Source organism: Bradyrhizobium sp. CCBAU 51627 (assembly GCF_028128765.1).
GTDB lineage: Bacteria > Pseudomonadota > Alphaproteobacteria > Rhizobiales > Xanthobacteraceae > Bradyrhizobium.
This window is the reverse complement of record NZ_LBJG01000082.1, coordinates 22,008-39,427: the sequence shown is the minus strand read 5'-3', so window position 1 is coordinate 39,427 and position 17,420 is coordinate 22,008. Positions and strand designations below refer to the sequence as shown.

Here is a 17,420-nt window from a genome sequence, read left to right as displayed (position 1 = left end):
CGCTTGACGCTCAGTCGATATGTCCAGATTTTCCATGTCAACCTTCCCTATCCGTCACTCGAGCATAGGTCGACTATAGCCCATCCCGCAGAGCACTTCGCACTCGTCTCAGTTATGGTTTTAAAACCCTCCGGTTATGATCGAGCGCCGCCGCCTGAGGCAGCTTAGACCGAGCTTAAGCCCCGTCCTTTTTGCATGGTGCGTACTCCGCCCGGACTTAAAAATCTCCAAGATCGCGACTTGGCCCCGGAAGCTAAGTCAGTTGTACGACCAGATCAGTAAGAACAGCGAGATGGTTCGTCGCTCACCGCGCTCTAAGATGCCGCCAAGAGCATAGTCCAAAACGCTCGATGGCTGTCCACCAGTGGAGAGCTGGCGATCCGGATGGGCAGCCGGGCCGAAGTAGACAAAGCCGAGGCGAAGCTCCCCTGCCGATTGATAGTGTCATGCAACCAATGTGTGACGTAGGAGACTTCCTCAAACGCAAAAGAGGAGTCGTCGACATTCGAGACACTATGCCTTCTTGAAGAGAAGTGTCTTCACCAAACACGATGGACAATGGCTCGTAAGCTGCCTGACAAGACGATCACTCGGAAGGCGAGGCAAGCCGCGAGCGAGTGGAGATTGAGTGATCAGGGCTCGGGATCGGCGGGGAGATTGCATTGGCCCTTTCGTAGGATCACGTGCGACATTTGGAATGACAAGCCCAATCTGCAGATGAGCAAAGAGCCTAGCTCATCAGCAAAGGACTGGACATGATCGTTAGTCGCAACTCAGGGCGTTGCTTTGCCGGGAAACAGATAGAGCCGACGATAGTTCGAGAGCGCGTCATTTCCATCGGGCATTGATTTCATGCCCCTTTGTTGCTTTCGCACTTTTGCATCCATGCCTACTCTGATCTGCGCGCAGTTAATGAGACCACTCGCGCAGGAACGCAGTCGTTGCCCCATCGGCAATATCGAGCTGTCAAAGGAGAGAGAATATGAGACGCACCGTACTGGCACTTTCCGCCGTCCTTGGCGTTGGCGCTCTAGCAACCGCAGTTTTCGCGCAGCAACCGCAACTTCCACCGCCCGACGATTGGCACGCGACCGGCCGCTATCTTCCTGAATACACTAAAGACGGCGACCTTATCCTGCCAAAAAACTTTCACGAATGGGTTTACGTTGGATCGCCACTGACGCCGAACTTCTTGAACCCGCCTCAAGCAAACTTCCCAGAATTTCATAACGTATATATCGAGCCCGGTTCCTACGATATTTACAAGAAGACGGGCGTCTTCCCCGAGGGAACAATCTTCGTGAAGGAATTGCAGCTCATGAAGCCTGCCACCAATCCGGACGGTTCGAGCACCGCGCCATCAGGAAAAGGATTTTTCCCGGGGGCGTTCAACGGAGCGGATGTGACCGTTAAGGACAGCGAGAGATACAAGGCAAGCGACGGTTGGGGCTATTTCAACTTCAATCATCACGAACCAAAAGCGGCGACTGCTAAAGTCCGGCCTGTCGAGGAATGCGGCTACTGCCACATCGCAAGCGCGAAGCGGGATGACGTATGGACGCAGTTCTACGCGTTGCTCGACCAGGTTCCGCTACCGCCCGGCCAGAGTGGCTCCAAGAAAATGCCGCCCAGCAAGAATCCGTCCATCAAGAAGTAGGACAGCCGTGATGAAAATTCTCAGAAGTGCGGCCGTGGCGTCCGCGTCGTTCATGGCTGTGAGCGCCGGGTGCGTCGTATCGCAACTCGTACCTAGCCAGGCCGCGTCTGCGCAGGAACGACTCGTCGACGGGGCAGGCAACATGCATGTCCCGAAGAACTACCGAACGACATACGAATTCCTTGGAAGCTGGTCTGTTGCAGGTGACAAAGGCGCTAAGGAGATGCACGTGGTCTACGCGTCGCCCGGAACGGCGGCGGCTTATCGGGCGAGTGGCAAATATCCCGAGGGCTCGATCCTGGTCAAGGAAGTGTACGTCGCGGCCACTTCGGACATGACGACTGGGACCGTCAGCCATCAGCAAAGCCTCAAAGGATGGTTCATGATGGTGAAAGACAGCAAGAATAGTCACCCCGATAACAAGTTGTGGGGTAACGGCTGGGGCTGGTCCTGGTTTGACGCGGGTGACCCGGTGAAAACGACCTCAACTGACTTCCGCTCAGATTGTCTAGGTTGCCACATCCCTGCCAAAGCGACTGACTGGATCTATATTCAAGGCTATCCCGGACTCAAAAAGTGACAGGCCCTTAGCGACTACGCTTCAATGTCACGTGTGTAAAACCAGACTGGATGCAAGGAAGGTAGAGTCATGAAGGTTAGCGGGAAGTTCGGCAGATGCGTCTACGGATCGATAGTGATATTTGTGGTGTCATTGTCGATTCCTCAGGTAAGTTTAGCTGCTGATCCCTCTGCTGGCAAAAAGATCACGAAGCAATTTCTTATGTCTGGCCAGGTGGACCTGGCACGAGAGGTGGTGACTCTACCGCTCCATCGCGGCCGTCTTGCCTCGGGAGAGACCGTTTGGTTCGTTCTCACCGATGTAAGCGATTACGATACATCGCAAAAGATGGGACTCACGTGGGCGCCGAGTCTCGCTGATGCCAAGGACCTGAAGAGCACACGGGTTGCGGAAATGGACGACTCAGGCAACTTCACGTTTAAATCGGGGCGCGTCGATTTCTCGCCTTCGCAGAAGTTGGTCGGAGGGGACGCGCCCAATTTCTTTCCTCCTAAGATAGCCCGACCCGGATCTATTGGGGATGCGCACTACAGCCCACTGGTGCGGGTGGCAAATCGCATGAACATTGTCTTCAATGCGCCAGTCATAGCATTTGATGTCGGGCCCGAAAAAATTTCATTCTGCAACGGCAGCCCTAATTACTCTGTCGTGACGGACTCCGTAGCAAGCATCTGTCCTGATAAGGGCACTGTCGACTTGAAACTTCGGTTTGGGTTCGCGAACGGAAAGCACCTGCGTTATCTAAGTTTTGACGCAAATTCCGAGGAGTCAGCGACCCTTGAAGCGTCCACCTTTGCACCTGCGGAAAGCGATATTCTTCAGAGCGGCGCGATCGAGGTGATCTATACGATCTTGAATGGCAGCATGGGTGCGAAAGATCCGAATCGCCAGGGACTCAACAGTGCCATCAAGGGAGAGGGCCCTTCGCTCGACATCCTCGCGCACTTCAGCGAGCTCAGCGCCGGCTACTCTCCGATGTGGGACGTACGATTGGCCGAGTGGACCAAGGAAGCTATCGCGAAGGATCAAAGGAAATTGATCACCGACGGCGACGATCTTGAAGCCAAAAGCGCGGCGGGCTTACTGGTGAGCCCTGCGGGAGGGCCGGTGAAGACGACGGGCAATCTAGTGAATTGTCCGGTTGTGGGCTTTACCAACGAATAGCCCCCCGACCGCATAATCGTGGGTCCCCTGCGGAGCCGGGGAGCGCAATGTCTCTTCGCCTACTGAGGCTTTACCTTGACAACGACCGCGCTAAGGCCCCGCGCCATACTGCAGGATCGATGCTTAGGCGGGCCTCGCGCTTGACAGCTCGACCGAGTGACGGGGGCTGTCGATCTCAGTCCAGGCAGAGCTAGGCATGAGCGTTGCGAGCAACCCCGGTATGAGGCGAAATGTCAGTAGTCCTCGTCCAAAGCTTGGGTCAAAAGTCGAGCCCAACGCGGTTGATCAAATCAAGCTGTCTCGAGGAAATCGAGATGGTTCTCCTCGTCCTTTGTCAGGTTCTCGAAGAGGCGCGGGTGGAAGGGGCCCCCTGGGCTTGACGTCTGGATTCAGCTGAATCTGTATGGTCACCGATGGCCGCTAATCGCAGAGCCGACGGAGTACGCTGGAGCGCCGATCTGCGCCCGCGAAAGATGGAAACTCTCGGTCAGCGTAGATAACACAACTGGAATTTGTTGGCCCCGAGTAGCAGCCACCACCGCGTTTCGAGTATTACTGAAGACCTCTTCGATCTCCCTTGAGGTTTCCATCTGAACAAGAAGAGCGCTAATCAGCTGACTATGCAGTCCTTCGGAGTCTTCGACTACTTCACTAGGCCCGGCTGAGCTCAGCACAAGCGCGTTGACAGGCAGTCGAATGGGTGCGAGCCCATGTGAATAAGTCCTAAAGCGCCGCTCGTACGGATTGCGGCGAGAGGCCTCAATCACTGCGAGCCTAACCCGTGCTCCGGAATCTCGGAGTTGCAAAAGGAGGCGGTCGAGGCTTACACCTTGTCGACGAACATCCTCTTCACTCCAAATCGTCGCATCGATAGGGATTAGGTAATTCTGTCCGTCAGATTGGATGCCGTAACCTCCGAAATAAACCAACACAGTTGAGTTCGAACGCAGTCGGTTTTTTAGATGATCGATTGCGCGAGTCATTCCGAGACGCGTCGTATTCTCAATCGCATCGACCAAAAAGCCGTCCTCGCGAAGAGAATTTGTCAAGGCTTCCGCATCGCTCGTTATTTGAGGAAGAGGAAAGTCCGCGTCGGGATAGGCTGAATTGCCAATCACCAACGCCAGTCGACTAGTATCGAGGGGCGCGGCGTCGTTCGGCTGGATGGACTCGCTCATGGACCGAGGCGCCTGCGGCCGCATTGCCCCGTCGGAAGCGGCTGAGAGCAAGCTAAGCAGGACGGCAACGCTAGCTAGTTTGGGAGATCTCATTCCATTATGGTTTCCGGCTTACCGAAGAACATTCCTCCGGTAAGATGGCATAGCGGCAATAGCGTTCCGGCCACAGTTGAGTTAGGGCGCGTGGCGACATTGCGTCTTCAATTACGTTGTGCCGACCAGTAGCCTGAGCAGCGCGCTGATCCTGAGTGGCCGCTCCAGGTCCCTCGACCGGTGGTCGCGAACAGTTTGCCAGTACCCGCGGCATATTTGTCGTGGACTGTCACAGAGGCGCGAACTGCGCCCGACTTTGCGACGTAACCCCGAAACTTCACGAGATTTGGATGCGTAACAATCCCGTTGGTCACATCGACAGTAAAACTGTAGTTGCGATCGCAGGTTCCTCGTTGCGTCACGAAGACGAGGTCCCAAGAGCCGTCGTAGGCCGAGCGACCGTATGCTGCCGGTTCGAGAGGATGACCAGGCCGCACCCTTAAGCGCACATCTGTCGTCAATGGTGGTATGGCCGCCTTGATGGACGTACTAAGAATTGGGGCAGCTGACGATTTGGACGGCGCGGCAATTGAGATCGGAATCACAAGTGCGAGCGCAGACGCGCAAATGCGAAGTCGAGCGTTCATGGCAGATCCTATCAGAGTTTAACTCTGCGGGAGAATGACATTCCAGCGCTGGCCAGTGAAATCACCTCTCGCCATGAAGTCGATAGACGACCATTATTGGCGGACCGCTAGGGCCCAAGGGAGCGCAGCGCGATGGTGCCGCTAGTCGAGGAAAAAGTTGTCGCGCGCATTGGCATTGGTGCCTGAACGCGGTCGGACTGCTGCTTCGCCCGATGTCATCGGCGTCCGAATATCCGTGCGAGTGGGGAGCCGCGAAGTAACGGCAGGTTGCCGCAATACTCTGCCGCACTGGCAATCGCGCTTCCGACCGAAGGACACGGGCGAGCGCTTTTTGGCTAACGAGACACTACGGCACCATTGCTATTGCCGAGACTCGGAACCCGCGGCAATGGATCGTCGCGTGAACACCCCTTCTTGGTGGCCAAGAGTTTTACTGGACTGAGGCGACTATGTGCCGCTGGCGCCCGCCGCACGCCGCACGCTTCTGAGCTATTCCGATAACAGTCGGCTATCGACTTTATGGCGAGAGGTGATTTTAATTTTCACCGTCCTTGGCCCAATCTCGATCCATCGTCGCCCGTCCCCGGCTGCGGCCGGAGTTGCCGACGTTACCTCGGACGATCCGATGCCAGGAGATCCCAAAATGCAGATCGGCGACCCCGGCGCTGTCGAGCGCCCGCCGTTGGATGACGTAGTCGTGCTCGTGGACGGGAGCGGCGTTGCGGTTGGAGTGGAACGTGCGGTCAGAAGGATGAGTTGCGTGCACGATGATGTTGGCGGCCGCTCGTTTAGATGTGTGGAGATCCAAGTCATCGGGTCCGACGGCGAGGTATCGGGGATTTGGCGCCATACCGATCCGCTATGCGAAGCGCGAGGCGCGGTCGCGGACAAGGGGGCGATGGTGACGATAGCGGACGTGAGGCAGTTCGTCCACGACATCAATAATCTTCTCACCGTCATCGGGAGCGGTCTGCGGGAAGTCGAGCGTCAGAGCGATGCTGCGTACCGGGGGGGCATCCTCGACAAAATGCAGGATGCGATCACACGAAGCGCATCGCTTAGTCGGCAGCTCCTTGGCGCAGCGAGACCGCGCCAAAAGTCTAATGGTATAACAGGCAGTCAGCTCGCATTGATAGCGGGGACGCTTGACCGGGTGTTGCGTCCAGACGTTTCTGTCCGCACGGAAATCGAAACTGAGTTGTGGACCTTCATTGCCGACCCGGAAGAGCTGTACTTCGCGTTGCTCAATCTCTGCCGAAACTCGGCAGATGCAATGCCAACCGCGGGCGTGATTACTGTCGCTGCGCGGAACATCGACCCTTCTGGCAACACTGCCGGAGAGTTTGTCGAGATTGCCGTGGCCGATGACGGAGAGGGCATGCCCGAGAATGTCCTGTCCCAGGCCTTCACCCCATACTTCACGACAAAACTCAAAGGTCGCGGCACTGGACTCGGACTCCCTCAGGTCCGGCACTTCGCCGAGAAGCAAGGTGGCGCGGTCTGGATAGAGAGCCGGCCGGGTGCCGGAACGGTGGTCCGCCTCTTCTTGCCACGCGTAAAGCCAGCTGGGCTCTCCTGCAGCGTCGTCGAAACAAGGATTTCATACACGCACTTGCCCGGTGGTGACGTATTCCAAGTCTTCAACACCGCGACGGCTGCGCCAAGGTCGTAGCAGGCGCGAACACTCGGGACCGGCTCAGCGATGAAGCGCATATTTCCGTCAGGACGACTTGATCGACCGGTCGATCACGATACGGAACATGTGCTCGGCCCTCCCGACGCCGAGATCTCGCTGGTCGAGTACGGCAGCTACGCGTGTCCGCACTGTAGGGCTGCAAACGATCGCATCGCGCAGGCGCGCGATCAACTCGGCGACCGCATCTGCTATGTGTTCCGTCACAAGCCGCTCGCGAACAACAGTCTTTCATTTTTGGCTGCACAGATCGTTGAGCTTGCTCGTACGCCCGAAGCGTTCTGGTCCGCGCACATCAAGCTTATGACGAGATCGGCGCAGCTCACGGAAGACGATCTCCTCACGGTGGCCGCAGACCTCGGTGTGAACGCGGACCTCTCGCTTGGCGACAGTGAAGCCGTACGGCGCGCGAGGTCGAGAGTGGAGTCGGACATTGCAAGCGCGCGCGCGAGCGGAGTGAGATTCACGCCGACTTTCTACATCAACCGTCGGCGCTACGACGGGCCTTGGGACGAGAGTTCTTTCGTTGATGCGATGCTTGGTACGCTCGGCCACCGCGTTCGTACGGCTGCCTTGGACTTTGCGAGCTGGGGCCCATCAGCCGGCAGTCTGCTCGTCCTCGCGGCCGCGGCGGCGATCATCTTGACGAACTCGCCTATCGGGCCGCACTTCGACGCGCTCTGGCGCCGCGAGTTCGGCGTGAGCTTGGGCAACATAGCCTTTCGGAAACCCATCTTTGATTGGGTCAATGACGGGCTGTTAACAGTGTTCTTCCTGGTCGTTGGATTGGAAGTCAAGCGCGAGATGACGGTGGGCCATCTCGCAAGCCGTCGTTCGGCCGCGCTTCCGATCGCGGCCGCGCTCGGCGGCATGGCCGGACCGGCGCTTGTGTATGCGCTGGTCATCCCAGCGGGGCCGTGGTCGCACGGATGGGGTGTCCCGATGGCGACCGACACCGCGTTCGCGGTTGCTTTGATTGCGGTGATGGGCTCTCGCGTCCCCGTGGAGCTGCGTATCTTCCTCACCGCGGCGGCCATCGTTGACGACATCGGCGCGATCGTCCTCGTCGCTCTGTTTTACTCTGGTGAGATCCATCTGGCCTACCTTGCTGCGGCCGCTACAGTTGTAGTTGCGCTGGTGCTGCTGAGCCGATCTGGAGTCTACTTTCTGTCGCCCTACATCCTGTTGGGGGTTGCGCTGTGGGCGTCCGTATACGCTGGCGGCCTTCAGCCTACATTGGCCGGGGTGGTACTTGCGTTGTTTATTCCGACGCGACCGCCGGCCAACTTAGAAGCCCTGATGACGCAGGCGAGCACCATCATCGCGTCCGAGGCTCGGCACGAGGGTGAAGTTCTTAGGAACGGCCCCTCTACTTCGGCTCTGCACGCGCTCGAGGCAATCTACGAGAGACTTGAGTCGCCCGCCGATAGGCTGCTGCGACATGCCGGCGCGCGATCGAGCTACGCTATCCTCCCAATCTTCGCATTGGCGAATGCGGGAGTGATGATCAACCCAGGCGTCTTCGTCGGCCATGGCCGGCTCATGGCCGCGATCGTCGCTGGTCTCGCTTTAGGAAAACCGCTCGGCGTCTTCCTCGCGGCCGCCGCGGCTGTGCGCACAGGCCTAGCCGTCAAGCCGGATGAGTACTCGTGGCGGCAGTTGGGCGGGGCAGGAGTCCTCGCTGGGATTGGCTTCACGATGTCGCTCTTCATCGCCGGTCAGGCATTTCCAAACGCCACCGACTTCTCGGCCGCAAAAATTGCCGTGTTCGCCGCCTCGATTCTCTCTGCCGTCGTTGGGACTGTCCTGCTCTGGGGAGCTTCGCACCGGGAGCTTATCGGAGATGCGTCGCGGAGCCTCGACATAAAATCATAATGCAAGCCGGACAATGGAAAGGAGATGGTTCTTCCTGCCCACCAGTCGCACGACGCAGTCCCCCTGATTCACAACCACGCGTGAAAACCTGGGGTGTACCTAACCGAATTTCCTGGCATCCCATCATCAAGGAAACCAACAACGCTGAAGTAAACCGTCGCGTTTGAAGGAGCCGAAATGACGCACGTATATTTCCACTGTTCGAACACCAAGAAGGTTTTCGTCGATCACCGCGGCGCAGTGGTGGAAGATATTGCTGAAGCGCGGGATCATGCGAACCGTATCGTACAATCTCTCACTAGAGAGCGCAGCCTCGAGGATTGGCGTGACTGGATTTTGCATGTCAGTGATGATCAGGGCGATGAACTCTTCGTTGTGCCTTTCACGTTCGTGCTCGGCGAGCCGAATTAAGGTCCCCGTGTTCCTGGGGCCCTCGGACCAAGGCGCGCAAGTCGCACTTGAAATGCAAGCAGCTGGAACCTGACAAGGTTAACTTCAGCGTCAGCGCAGCCAGATCAAGATTTGATTTAACCTGCCGACTCAAAATGAGGAGTTCTCGCGCGCGCTGGGAAACAAACGCGGTCGCCAGCTTTGAGGTTTAGGCCGCGTACTCATAAACTCGGCGACGTGATGCGACGAAAGCTACGAAGGCCTTGGCATCAGCAATGCCGGCGACCACAAGATGTTGCCAGTGGGACCCGACGCCGGGAATCGCGTTCAGTTATTTGCTCGTCGCGCTTGATCGATGCCGAGCGATGGTGCTGCTAATAGATGCGGACATTATAGGCCAAGTACATGTGCTTGCGCGAGCATCGTTGCAGCGATACGGATACGGCACTGATTTGATTTCGATTAGGATCCAGGTAGCTCGACCTCTGCCATCGAGCTATTGCGACTTTATGTGACGCACCAAGGATTGGACATGCTCGGGGCGTGTGGTCTTCAGAATCCCATGGCCGAGATTGAAGATGAACGGTCCCCGCCCCAAGGCTGCCAGGATGCGGTCGGTTTCTGCGTACATCGCTGCGCCTCCCGCCACCAGTAGTTGGTTGTCCAGGCTGCCTTGCACGCAGCACCCAAGGGCGCCCTGTATTCTGTCGGCGGCCCAAGCGAGCGGGACGGTGCTGTCCAGGCCTACACAATTGACCCCGGTCGCCTCGGCGTAGCCAAGGTAAAGCAGACCGGCGCCGCGCGGAAAGGCAATGATCGGGGTGTCGGGATATTTGGCGCGAAGGGAGCTGACGATCGCGGCTACCGGCTGCACGCACCAGCGCTGGAAGAAAGGTTCAGGGAGGATACCCGCCGAGCTCTCAAATAGCTGGATGACTTCTGCGCCCGACTCGATCTGTCGTCCTAGGAACTGAGTGATGGCTTCGGTCAACAGGTCGATCAGCGGCTGAAACTCCTCTGGGTTGCTCAACGCCCATCGCTTGATAGTGGCATGGTCGGTGGCACCGCCGCCGCGACCCTCAACCATGTAAGTAGCCACTGTCCAGGGCGCCCCCGCGTAGCCAATCAAGGCCACGTTTGGAGGGAGGGCGACGGTGACTCGTCGCACTGTCTCATAGATCGGCGCCAATTTCTGGTGCAACCAGGTAAGACTAAGGCGCGCCACATCCGCAGCCGAACGGATCGGGGGCGACAGAACCGGCCCATCGCCCTCCTTGTATTCGAGCACTTGGCCAAGGGCTGCGGCAATCTGCGGAAGGTCCGCGAATAGAATGGCCGCATCGAAACCAAATCGCCGGATCGGCTGAAGCGTGACTTCCACCGCGTGCTCCGGCGAGTTGCACAGCTCCAGCATTCCGCCGGCTGCGGCCCGCGTTACAAGATACTCAGGCAGGTACCGGCCAGCTTGTCTCATAAGCCAGATTGGCGGTCGTTCCGTACGCTCGCCGGCAAGCGCACGTAGAAGCAATTTTCTTGGGTCGTAAACCACTATGGAAGCACTCCCTGTACAGCTTCAGAAGCGGAAATACCATTTGCGGCCGTCAGGACCACACGGCAAAGCGTGCTTACATTGGTTGGCGCGGTCATAGCACACTGGCAATCATCACGGTCATGGACGAACGTCCGCTGCGGGTCAATTTCGACGGGTTCTGCAGGATTGTCGGCAGGATGACATCTACTTCTGCTTGTAAGCGCCGAACCGAGGGTCGGGGGGAAGACGTTGCGTTTCACGCGCTAAAGTCGCATGCTGTATCCCAGATCCTGAGTCCATCATCATGCCAGGTATCGAATTCAGATTGCCCTTTGCTCTTCCATCATACGATGCACGGCCTTCAGTATCTCGCCTGCACCTTGCTGAAGAAGCTTGTGCCCGAGACGTCTGCCGATTGCCTCGGCCTGATCGGCCGGACCAACGCATTCATCAGCAATCTTCGATTGACCATCCGGATGAGTCACCTGTCCTCGAAGCGTTAGTGTCCCGGCGACCAACGTGGCGGAAACGCCGATGGGTAGGCTGCATCCCGCATCGAGACTTCTCATCAGGGCGCGCTCTGCATCTACTTCAGTGCGCGATTTCCGATCTTCTATCTTTTGAAGCAATGCTATGAGTTCCGTATCTTCTTCGCGAGCTTCGGCCGCGAGAGCGCCTTGGCCGGCTGCATACGGAAAGACATTCGCGTCTAGAACCTGTGAGGCCTCATGTAGCAGCCCTAGCCGGGACAGTCCTGCCGCTGCCAATAGAGTAGCGTCTATTCCGTCTCGGATCTTTGCCTTACGAAGCCTTGGAGAAACGTTCCCGCGAATGGGTCGAATATCGAGACCACTGCATAGAGCGAGAAGTTGCGCTTTGCGGCGAATTGATCCGGTGCCGACGCGTAACCCCGGCCCGAGCTGATCCAGTGTAACGCCACAAATCGCGTCACGAGCATCCTCTCTCTTGGGAACAGCCGCTAATACCAAGCCTTGCCGCAATCTAGTCGGAAGATCCTTGAGAGAATGAACGACCAGGTCAACTTCCTTTCGCATAAGCATGTCCTCGCCCTCCTTCGTGAATGCTCCGAAGCCCCCAAACTGTTGAAAGGACGACCTTCGATCTCTATCGCCAACCGAACTTGTTAAAACAATCCTTACCTCAGCGGTCGGCTCGACGCCGCGAATAAGACTGGCGACGTGACTGGCTTGCCAGCGGGCCAAGTCACTTCGCCTGGTGCCGAGGCGAACTTCCATGATCAAACCTCTTACTTGTTGGGTAGCTCGCCGCAGGGTGCTGACCGGTAGTCCCTGGACGATAGTGGCGATGACTTTTCAGCCTTCATTCGTTGATATTCCGAAGCGGCCTCTTCGACTGTCGCGAAGTTCTTGCTATAAATGAAGGTTTCGCAACCAGTGCTGATGCGGGCGTAGTAGGGCTTTCGCCGCCTAACATAGTCCGAGCGCTTCCTGACGCCGGGGAAGCCGTGTTTGTTGACTATGGTGCGTGGCATGTGAATTTGATCCCGGCTGAGGACCTCATCGTTAGTCGCCTCGGGCGCGCAATTTGAAGGGATTCATTGACGTGGAGTAGGTTGGCGTTTTGGCGTAGTCCGTCGGAACGTTCCAAAGCGTTGCAACATACCAGGCGGTCCAAGCAACGATGAGCAGGCTCAGCACCCACACCCAAACAGGGATCGGCGAGGGCGATTCCGCGCGGTGCGGCTCAAATGGCTCTTCGGCTCCAAACGCGTTGACTATGAAGCGGAGCGTACCGTGAACGAGGGCCCCATCACCAAGCCCGCTAACTGTGATTCCAGGGCCGTTGCGAACCTGGAATTGGAGGCGTCGGATGCCGACCTGGCCGGTGGCGTCCTGGGCTTCGATGCGCAGGGCGTGCTCGCCGTCGGCGAGGCTCTTTGTGTCGAGCGCTATCTGCACCGGCGGCCGCTGATCGGTCACTGGATCGGTCGCTTCGTCGAGATAGATTCGGATGCGCGGATCGGGCACGTGCTGCATTCCTTTAACGGTCGGCATGCAGGACGCGATATTTTGGATGATCGGGGTCTCGTTCGCCCGGGGCGATAAGCATCCACACGGCCGCCACGATGCAACTGACTGTCACGAGCCCGGCTCCGCCCGCCACTAGCATGTTGCCGAGCAGTGGTCCGGCAAGGTTAGGACCGCCAGCACCACCAGCGGTCGCAGGCGAGGTGCAGAGGTAGCCAAGCGCCGAGAGAATCCAGGCGGTAATCGTATCGGTCATCGTCACCTCCTATTTTTTGCCGCGGAGCTTCGTGACCTCGGCAGGCGTTACCAACGCCCCGTGGTTACCCCAGGACGTGCGTTCGTGATTGATGATATCGGCGATCTGCTGATCAGAGAGCCGGTCAGCGAACGGCGGCATCTCCACTTCGTACTTCTGGCCGTCGATTACCTTGCCGCTGAGGCCGCGTAGCATGGTGGCGATGTGTTCGGCAGGATCAGTGGCATTAACGACCGGATCGCCCGCAAGTGGCGGAAATGTGCCAGGAACGCCTTTGCCCTCCGCACCGTGACAGACGCCACAGTTGTCGGCGAACAGCTTCGATCCGTCCGCAACATCGAACGTCGATGCCGGGGCCGCTACCGGTAAGGCCTCTTTCGGCGTCGCTGCTTGCTTCTGCAATGGTTCATTGGCACGGGCCGCGACGACATCAGCCGCACTGATTAAGGCACCACGATTGCCCCACGAAGATCGTTCGTGATCGATGATGTCAGCAATCTGCTGATCAGACAGTTGATCGGCAAACCCCGGCATTTGCGCTTCATAGCTTTGACCATTGATTACGCGCCCGCTGAGTCCGTGCAGCACGGCGCCAATGTGTGCAGTGGGATTGGCGTCGTTCACCACCGCATCTCCAGCAAGCGGCGGAAACGTTCCCGGCACACCCATGCCCTCCGCGCCATGGCAGGATGCGCAGTTGTCGGCGAACAATGCAGCGCCCTTGGTGGCGTCAAACCCCAGGGACCCGATCGAAGAGCTCTTAGTCGCGGCGCGGGTCTGTGCCGGAGCGAGTGGGGGCTGCTTCAGTGATAACAGATAGGCAACTAGCGCCTTGCCGTCGTCGCTGGGAATGACCATATCACCTCGCGCGAACTGCGGCGGCAATGGCACCGCTTTCTCTCCTGGTGGCAGTCTTCCCACAGTCCTAAACAGCCAGGGGAAAGCCGGCATGATCGATTGTGGTACAACTGCACGCGGTTGATAGAGATGGATGTACTGCCATATGCTGCTCGATTGCCGCGCGCCGATATTGCTCAAATCTGGACCAGTGCGCTCCGAACCTAGCAATTCCGTAGTCTGGTAGGCGTAATCGCCCGGCGCAGACGGGCGGCCAAACGGCTTATCTCCGGAGAGCGGGCGTACTTGCTGGGTATGGCAATAGAAGCAGCCTTCGGAGACATAGACGTCTCGACCCCGCGCCTCAATCGGGGTTAGTGGCTTAAGGCCTGGCGTCGGCGGCACCTTCGACAGCCAGATCCCTGGTAGCACACCCATAAGAACGGCTAATCCAGTGTAGATCAGCGTTGAACCGCCAGAAATGGCAAATGTCCTGTTCATGCTGGCACCGTCTTGGCTTTGGCAAGCTCGGCGCGGGACCTACCGTAGGTCATCGTCCAGACGTTGAAAGCGAAGATTAGATGGCCGGCAAACATCAGGGAGCCGCCGACGGAGCGCCACATCCAGTATGGCGCGGCATCTTCGACCGACTGGATGAAGGTGAGTCCTCGGAACCAGTCGAGCCCCTGAATGGTGCCGGCGGCCGACAGCGCCGCAACATAGATGACTACACCGACGGCAGACAGCCAAAAATGAATGCCCATCGCTAGATTATAGGGATACTTCCCAGTTGCGCGCGGCAACAGTGCATAGATGCCGCCCCAGATCGCGAAGGTGACGAAGCCATACATCGTGAGGTGCGAGTGCCCTACCGTGTAATTCGTCAGATGCCAAAGCTGTTGCAGCGAGCGAAACGCCTCGAATGTGCCTTGCGCGGATCCCAGTAAATAGCCATAGACGCCGACGAGGATGAAAACCGCGGGTGAGCGATATACCCATTCGTGAGTCCCCCGGAAGGTGAGAAGGAAGTTTGCTGAGCCGCTCAACACTGGAACGAGCATGGCCACACTGAAGACGATGGCCGTAGTCTGCAGCCACCATGGTAGTGGACTGAATTCAAAATGATGAGCGCCGATGATCGGATAAAAGATGAGATTCGTCCAGAATGCGAAGACGCCGAGAGAATATGAATAGATTGGCCGGTTCAGGAGCTTCGGCAGCGCATAGTAGGACACACCGAGTGATAGAGGCGTGAACCATAGTCCGACGGCGTTATGCATGAAGAAGGCCTGCACCGCGACCTGACCCAGTCCGTACTGATACCACGGCAACATCGACACCAGGACCATAACAATCGTCCACAGCGTGCCCCCGATAGTATACCAGTTAGAAATATAGATATGTTCGCCATCCCGGCGCTCGACAGTGGCGATCATATTCCAGACCGCGGTGATCAAGCCGAGTCCGAGGATTACGCGAATCCACCATAGCCATTCGCGATACTCCTGGCCGTAGGTGAACCCGAGATCGAGCGTGACCGTGCCCAGTACCGCGGCAAGATTAAGGAGCGCAAGGCTGCTCCATGCGAGGCGCTCGCTGTAGAGCCTTGCGCCAGAACTGCGAGCAGCGACGAACAGCGCAAGCCCAATCAGCGCCTGGCTCGCCCAGGCATAAAATGTTCCGCTGGTGTGTATCGCGCGCAGCCGACCGAACGACAACCCCGGCGTGGTCGCGAAATCCGGGTAAACGAATTTGTAGCTAACGAGGAGCCCCACCGCCGTGGCGAATACAAGCCAGATTGTCGCCGACGCCACGTAAGCCGCGAGTACCCGCGCCAAGACGCGGTCATCCGGAGGAAGCGCGCGAAGTGGAATGGCTGCAGCGCTATCTGACATCATCCGTCTCCTCGACGACGTTGTTCAGCGTTGGCGTGAGGGGCGCCAAAAGCGTGATGCTAGTGGCGTTGCAACCGGGCCGGCTTTATCGAGAGAACCCGGCGCATCAAGTGATCCTCTTCTTTGTGGCTGAGCCGTGCCGCGAAAGGAAATCACCTTTCGACATAGAGTCGATAGACGACCGTTATCGCCTACCAACGGCTTCGTAGCGAAGAATGCCACCCGCCTCTCTCCAGAGATCCAGGTTGTCCTGCGTTGATCGACTTGGTGGCGACGCGGGTAAGCGAGCGACGCCATGAAACGAGCCAAGTCGAGTTGTCCAAAGGCGCGAGCGCTGGTCTCTTGGATATGCGCCTGCAGGCGTCCCACGGTATGGCATCGCCACAGCAGAGGCGACAATAACGATGGCCTATCGAATCTATGGCTAAAGGTGATTTCACGCGCCGCAGTTGAAGGGGCACTCTTCAACGGTCGCGGTTCAAATGCCGCCAACGGGCATGTGACCACCGTGGAAGGCAACGAGGGTCGCTGAAAGGCAGCAGTTTGAGCTCGGTGATGCGATCCATGTCTCTGGCGAGCTCAGGCCACAAGAAAATGGCAGTCTGATTGCGCTTGCTTCTCGATGAATTCGGTCGGCTCGCGCAAGCAATCCGATCTGTGCGGCGCGGTAGGCCTTTCCTGACCAACTCGTCAAGATCACCTGCAAGGCGACGCCGATCAGAGCCAGAGGTGATCCATCGGACGGAGTGGGCAAATGCGTCGGCGAGCCGAAGCGGCCGTTGCCGACAAGTCATGAACAAAAGTTGCTCACTTCTCTCGCAACGCGCCGCAACTGTTCATCAAATGCCGCAGCGCATTTAAAGTGAGGTAATCGCTTTGCGCAGCACTTCCTCTCGATACGGCGCCGGTGCCCGATTATTCCATTGGCTGACGGCCGTGCTGGTTCTTATCGCTTATGTGCTGAGCAGTGGCGATGGCTACTCGCTCTATTCCGCCTCCGCGGACGGGCTCCGGAGGATTCACGAGGCGCTCGGGGTTCTTGTCTTCAGTGTGGTCGTGTTGCGGTTGATATGGCGCCTGATCGACGGCGCGCCAGCGAAGCAGCAGCGGATGTCACAATTGATGACCCTAATCGCGCAGCTCGTCCACCTCGCGCTTTATGCGTTCCTCATCGCGCTTCCAACAACGGCCGTGCTTGGTACTTGGCTTGAGGGGATTCCCGTCACACTTCCCGGAGTCGACATCGCTCCGCAGATTACGAAGGCGCATGGTCTGGGTCATCTGATCATGGAAATACATACCACGCTAGGTAACGCTATCCTCTGGCTTGCTGGCGTGCACACAGCCGCGGCCCTCTTCCACTACTTTTATCTGCGCGATGAAGTGCTTCAGTCGATGATTACCGACGCATGATTAACGGGTCCGACTGCAGAGGAGAGCTGTGCTCCCTCTGAAGTTGGCGATGTGTGTTTGCAGAATCACTCAGTCTCATAGGCCGCCGCTCAACCGACGGGAGTTCCTTGGGACGGTGCACTGACAAGAATACGGCAGATGTTGTCAAAATCCATGCCCTCTTGCAGGAAGCCGAGGTCGCCCTCAGACCGCCGTTGTTGGCCGCTGCACTTTGAGTCGCCGAATGGCGGATTCGTCCAATAGGTATAGCGGCATTGAGGTT

Annotated in this window: 14 protein-coding genes; 7 read left to right on the top strand and 7 right to left on the bottom strand. The window is 57.9% G+C overall.

Annotated elements, in window-relative coordinates; translation table 11 throughout:
• Positions 1–982: 982 nt before the first annotated feature.
• The 3 genes from XH88_RS28875 to XH88_RS28865 all read left to right on the top strand — a co-directional run bounded on the left by XH88_RS28875 (position 983) and on the right by XH88_RS28865 (position 3,401).
• Entirely contained in the window at positions 983–1,657 is a 675-nt protein-coding gene (locus XH88_RS28875) for a cytochrome P460 family protein (protein ID WP_271671613.1), read from the top strand.
• A 10-nt stretch (positions 1,658–1,667) separates the two neighbouring features.
• Positions 1,668–2,237 carry a cytochrome P460 family protein gene (locus tag XH88_RS28870; RefSeq protein WP_271671612.1) on the top strand — a complete coding sequence of 190 codons (570 nt, stop codon included), beginning with the start codon at positions 1,668–1,670 and terminating at the stop codon, positions 2,235–2,237.
• A gap of 69 nt (positions 2,238–2,306) precedes the next feature.
• Positions 2,307–3,401, top strand: coding sequence for a DUF7482 domain-containing protein (locus tag XH88_RS28865; protein ID WP_271671611.1), 1,095 nt, complete (start codon positions 2,307–2,309; stop codon positions 3,399–3,401).
• A 407-nt stretch (positions 3,402–3,808) separates the two neighbouring features.
• Here the strand turns inward: XH88_RS28865 and XH88_RS28860 are convergent, their stop codons facing one another.
• Positions 3,809–4,579, bottom strand: coding sequence for a caspase family protein (locus XH88_RS28860; protein ID WP_271671610.1), 771 nt, complete (start codon positions 4,577–4,579; stop codon positions 3,809–3,811).
• A gap of 1,323 nt (positions 4,580–5,902) precedes the next feature.
• Here XH88_RS28860 and XH88_RS28855 point away from each other — a divergent pair.
• The 3 genes from XH88_RS28855 (at position 5,903) to XH88_RS28845 (ending at position 9,238) form a co-directional block, all read left to right on the top strand.
• Positions 5,903–6,931 (top strand): sensor histidine kinase, encoded by a 1,029-nt coding sequence (locus XH88_RS28855; protein ID WP_271671609.1) that lies wholly within the window; start codon positions 5,903–5,905, stop codon positions 6,929–6,931.
• Between the two features lie 30 nt (positions 6,932–6,961).
• Entirely contained in the window at positions 6,962–8,827 is a 1,866-nt protein-coding gene (gene nhaA / locus XH88_RS28850; RefSeq protein ID WP_271671608.1) for a Na+/H+ antiporter NhaA, read from the top strand.
• A gap of 177 nt (positions 8,828–9,004) precedes the next feature.
• Positions 9,005–9,238 carry a DUF6894 family protein gene (locus XH88_RS28845; RefSeq protein WP_271671607.1) on the top strand — a complete coding sequence of 78 codons (234 nt, stop codon included), beginning with the start codon at positions 9,005–9,007 and terminating at the stop codon, positions 9,236–9,238.
• A gap of 475 nt (positions 9,239–9,713) precedes the next feature.
• Here XH88_RS28845 and hemE read toward each other — a convergent pair whose 3' ends face one another.
• From hemE to XH88_RS28815, 6 genes are all read right to left on the bottom strand, one after another.
• Positions 9,714–10,766 carry a uroporphyrinogen decarboxylase gene (hemE, locus tag XH88_RS28840; protein WP_333909271.1) on the bottom strand — a complete coding sequence of 351 codons (1,053 nt, stop codon included), beginning with the start codon at positions 10,764–10,766 and terminating at the stop codon, positions 9,714–9,716.
• Between the two features lie 302 nt (positions 10,767–11,068).
• Positions 11,069–12,004, bottom strand: coding sequence for a hydroxymethylbilane synthase (hemC, locus tag XH88_RS28835; protein ID WP_271671606.1), 936 nt, complete (start codon positions 12,002–12,004; stop codon positions 11,069–11,071).
• Positions 12,005–12,292: 288 nt separating this feature from the next.
• Positions 12,293–12,784 (bottom strand): cytochrome C, encoded by a 492-nt coding sequence (locus tag XH88_RS28830; protein ID WP_271671605.1) that lies wholly within the window; start codon positions 12,782–12,784, stop codon positions 12,293–12,295.
• Entirely contained in the window at positions 12,771–13,013 is a 243-nt protein-coding gene (locus XH88_RS28825) for a hypothetical protein (protein ID WP_271671604.1), read from the bottom strand. The genes XH88_RS28830 and XH88_RS28825 overlap by 14 nt, the downstream gene beginning before the upstream one ends.
• Positions 13,014–13,022: 9 nt before the next feature.
• A complete protein-coding gene (locus XH88_RS28820) occupies positions 13,023–14,351 on the bottom strand; it encodes a c-type cytochrome (protein WP_271671603.1) in 1,329 nt (442 codons plus the stop codon).
• A complete protein-coding gene (locus XH88_RS28815) occupies positions 14,348–15,745 on the bottom strand; it encodes a cbb3-type cytochrome c oxidase subunit I (protein WP_271671602.1) in 1,398 nt (465 codons plus the stop codon). Before XH88_RS28815 ends, XH88_RS28820 begins: the two co-directional genes overlap by 4 nt.
• Positions 15,746–16,621: 876 nt before the next feature.
• Between XH88_RS28815 and XH88_RS28810 the strand changes: the two genes are divergently transcribed.
• The gene (locus tag XH88_RS28810; RefSeq protein ID WP_271671601.1) at positions 16,622–17,158 is read left to right on the top strand and encodes a cytochrome b; all 537 of its coding nucleotides are present in this window, start codon (positions 16,622–16,624) and stop codon (positions 17,156–17,158) included.
• The last annotated feature ends 262 nt before the right edge of the window (positions 17,159–17,420 follow it).

Coding starts and splice junctions, on each gene's coding strand:
- XH88_RS28820 (WP_271671603.1), bottom strand. CDS start 14,351: ATGAACAGGACATTTGCCATTTCTGGCGGTTCAACGCTGATCTACACT.
- XH88_RS28825 (WP_271671604.1), bottom strand. CDS start 13,013: ATGACCGATACGATTACCGCCTGGATTCTCTCGGCGCTTGGCTACCTC.
- XH88_RS28855 (WP_271671609.1), top strand. CDS start 5,903: ATGCAGATCGGCGACCCCGGCGCTGTCGAGCGCCCGCCGTTGGATGAC.
- XH88_RS28860 (WP_271671610.1), bottom strand. CDS start 4,579: ATGAGCGAGTCCATCCAGCCGAACGACGCCGCGCCCCTCGATACTAGT.
- XH88_RS28845 (WP_271671607.1), top strand. CDS start 9,005: ATGACGCACGTATATTTCCACTGTTCGAACACCAAGAAGGTTTTCGTC.
- XH88_RS28815 (WP_271671602.1), bottom strand. CDS start 15,745: ATGTCAGATAGCGCTGCAGCCATTCCACTTCGCGCGCTTCCTCCGGAT.
- XH88_RS28870 (WP_271671612.1), top strand. CDS start 1,668: ATGAAAATTCTCAGAAGTGCGGCCGTGGCGTCCGCGTCGTTCATGGCT.
- nhaA (WP_271671608.1), top strand. CDS start 6,962: ATGAAGCGCATATTTCCGTCAGGACGACTTGATCGACCGGTCGATCAC.
- XH88_RS28830 (WP_271671605.1), bottom strand. CDS start 12,784: ATGCCGACCGTTAAAGGAATGCAGCACGTGCCCGATCCGCGCATCCGA.
- XH88_RS28875 (WP_271671613.1), top strand. CDS start 983: ATGAGACGCACCGTACTGGCACTTTCCGCCGTCCTTGGCGTTGGCGCT.
- XH88_RS28865 (WP_271671611.1), top strand. CDS start 2,307: ATGAAGGTTAGCGGGAAGTTCGGCAGATGCGTCTACGGATCGATAGTG.
- hemC (WP_271671606.1), bottom strand. CDS start 12,004: ATGGAAGTTCGCCTCGGCACCAGGCGAAGTGACTTGGCCCGCTGGCAA.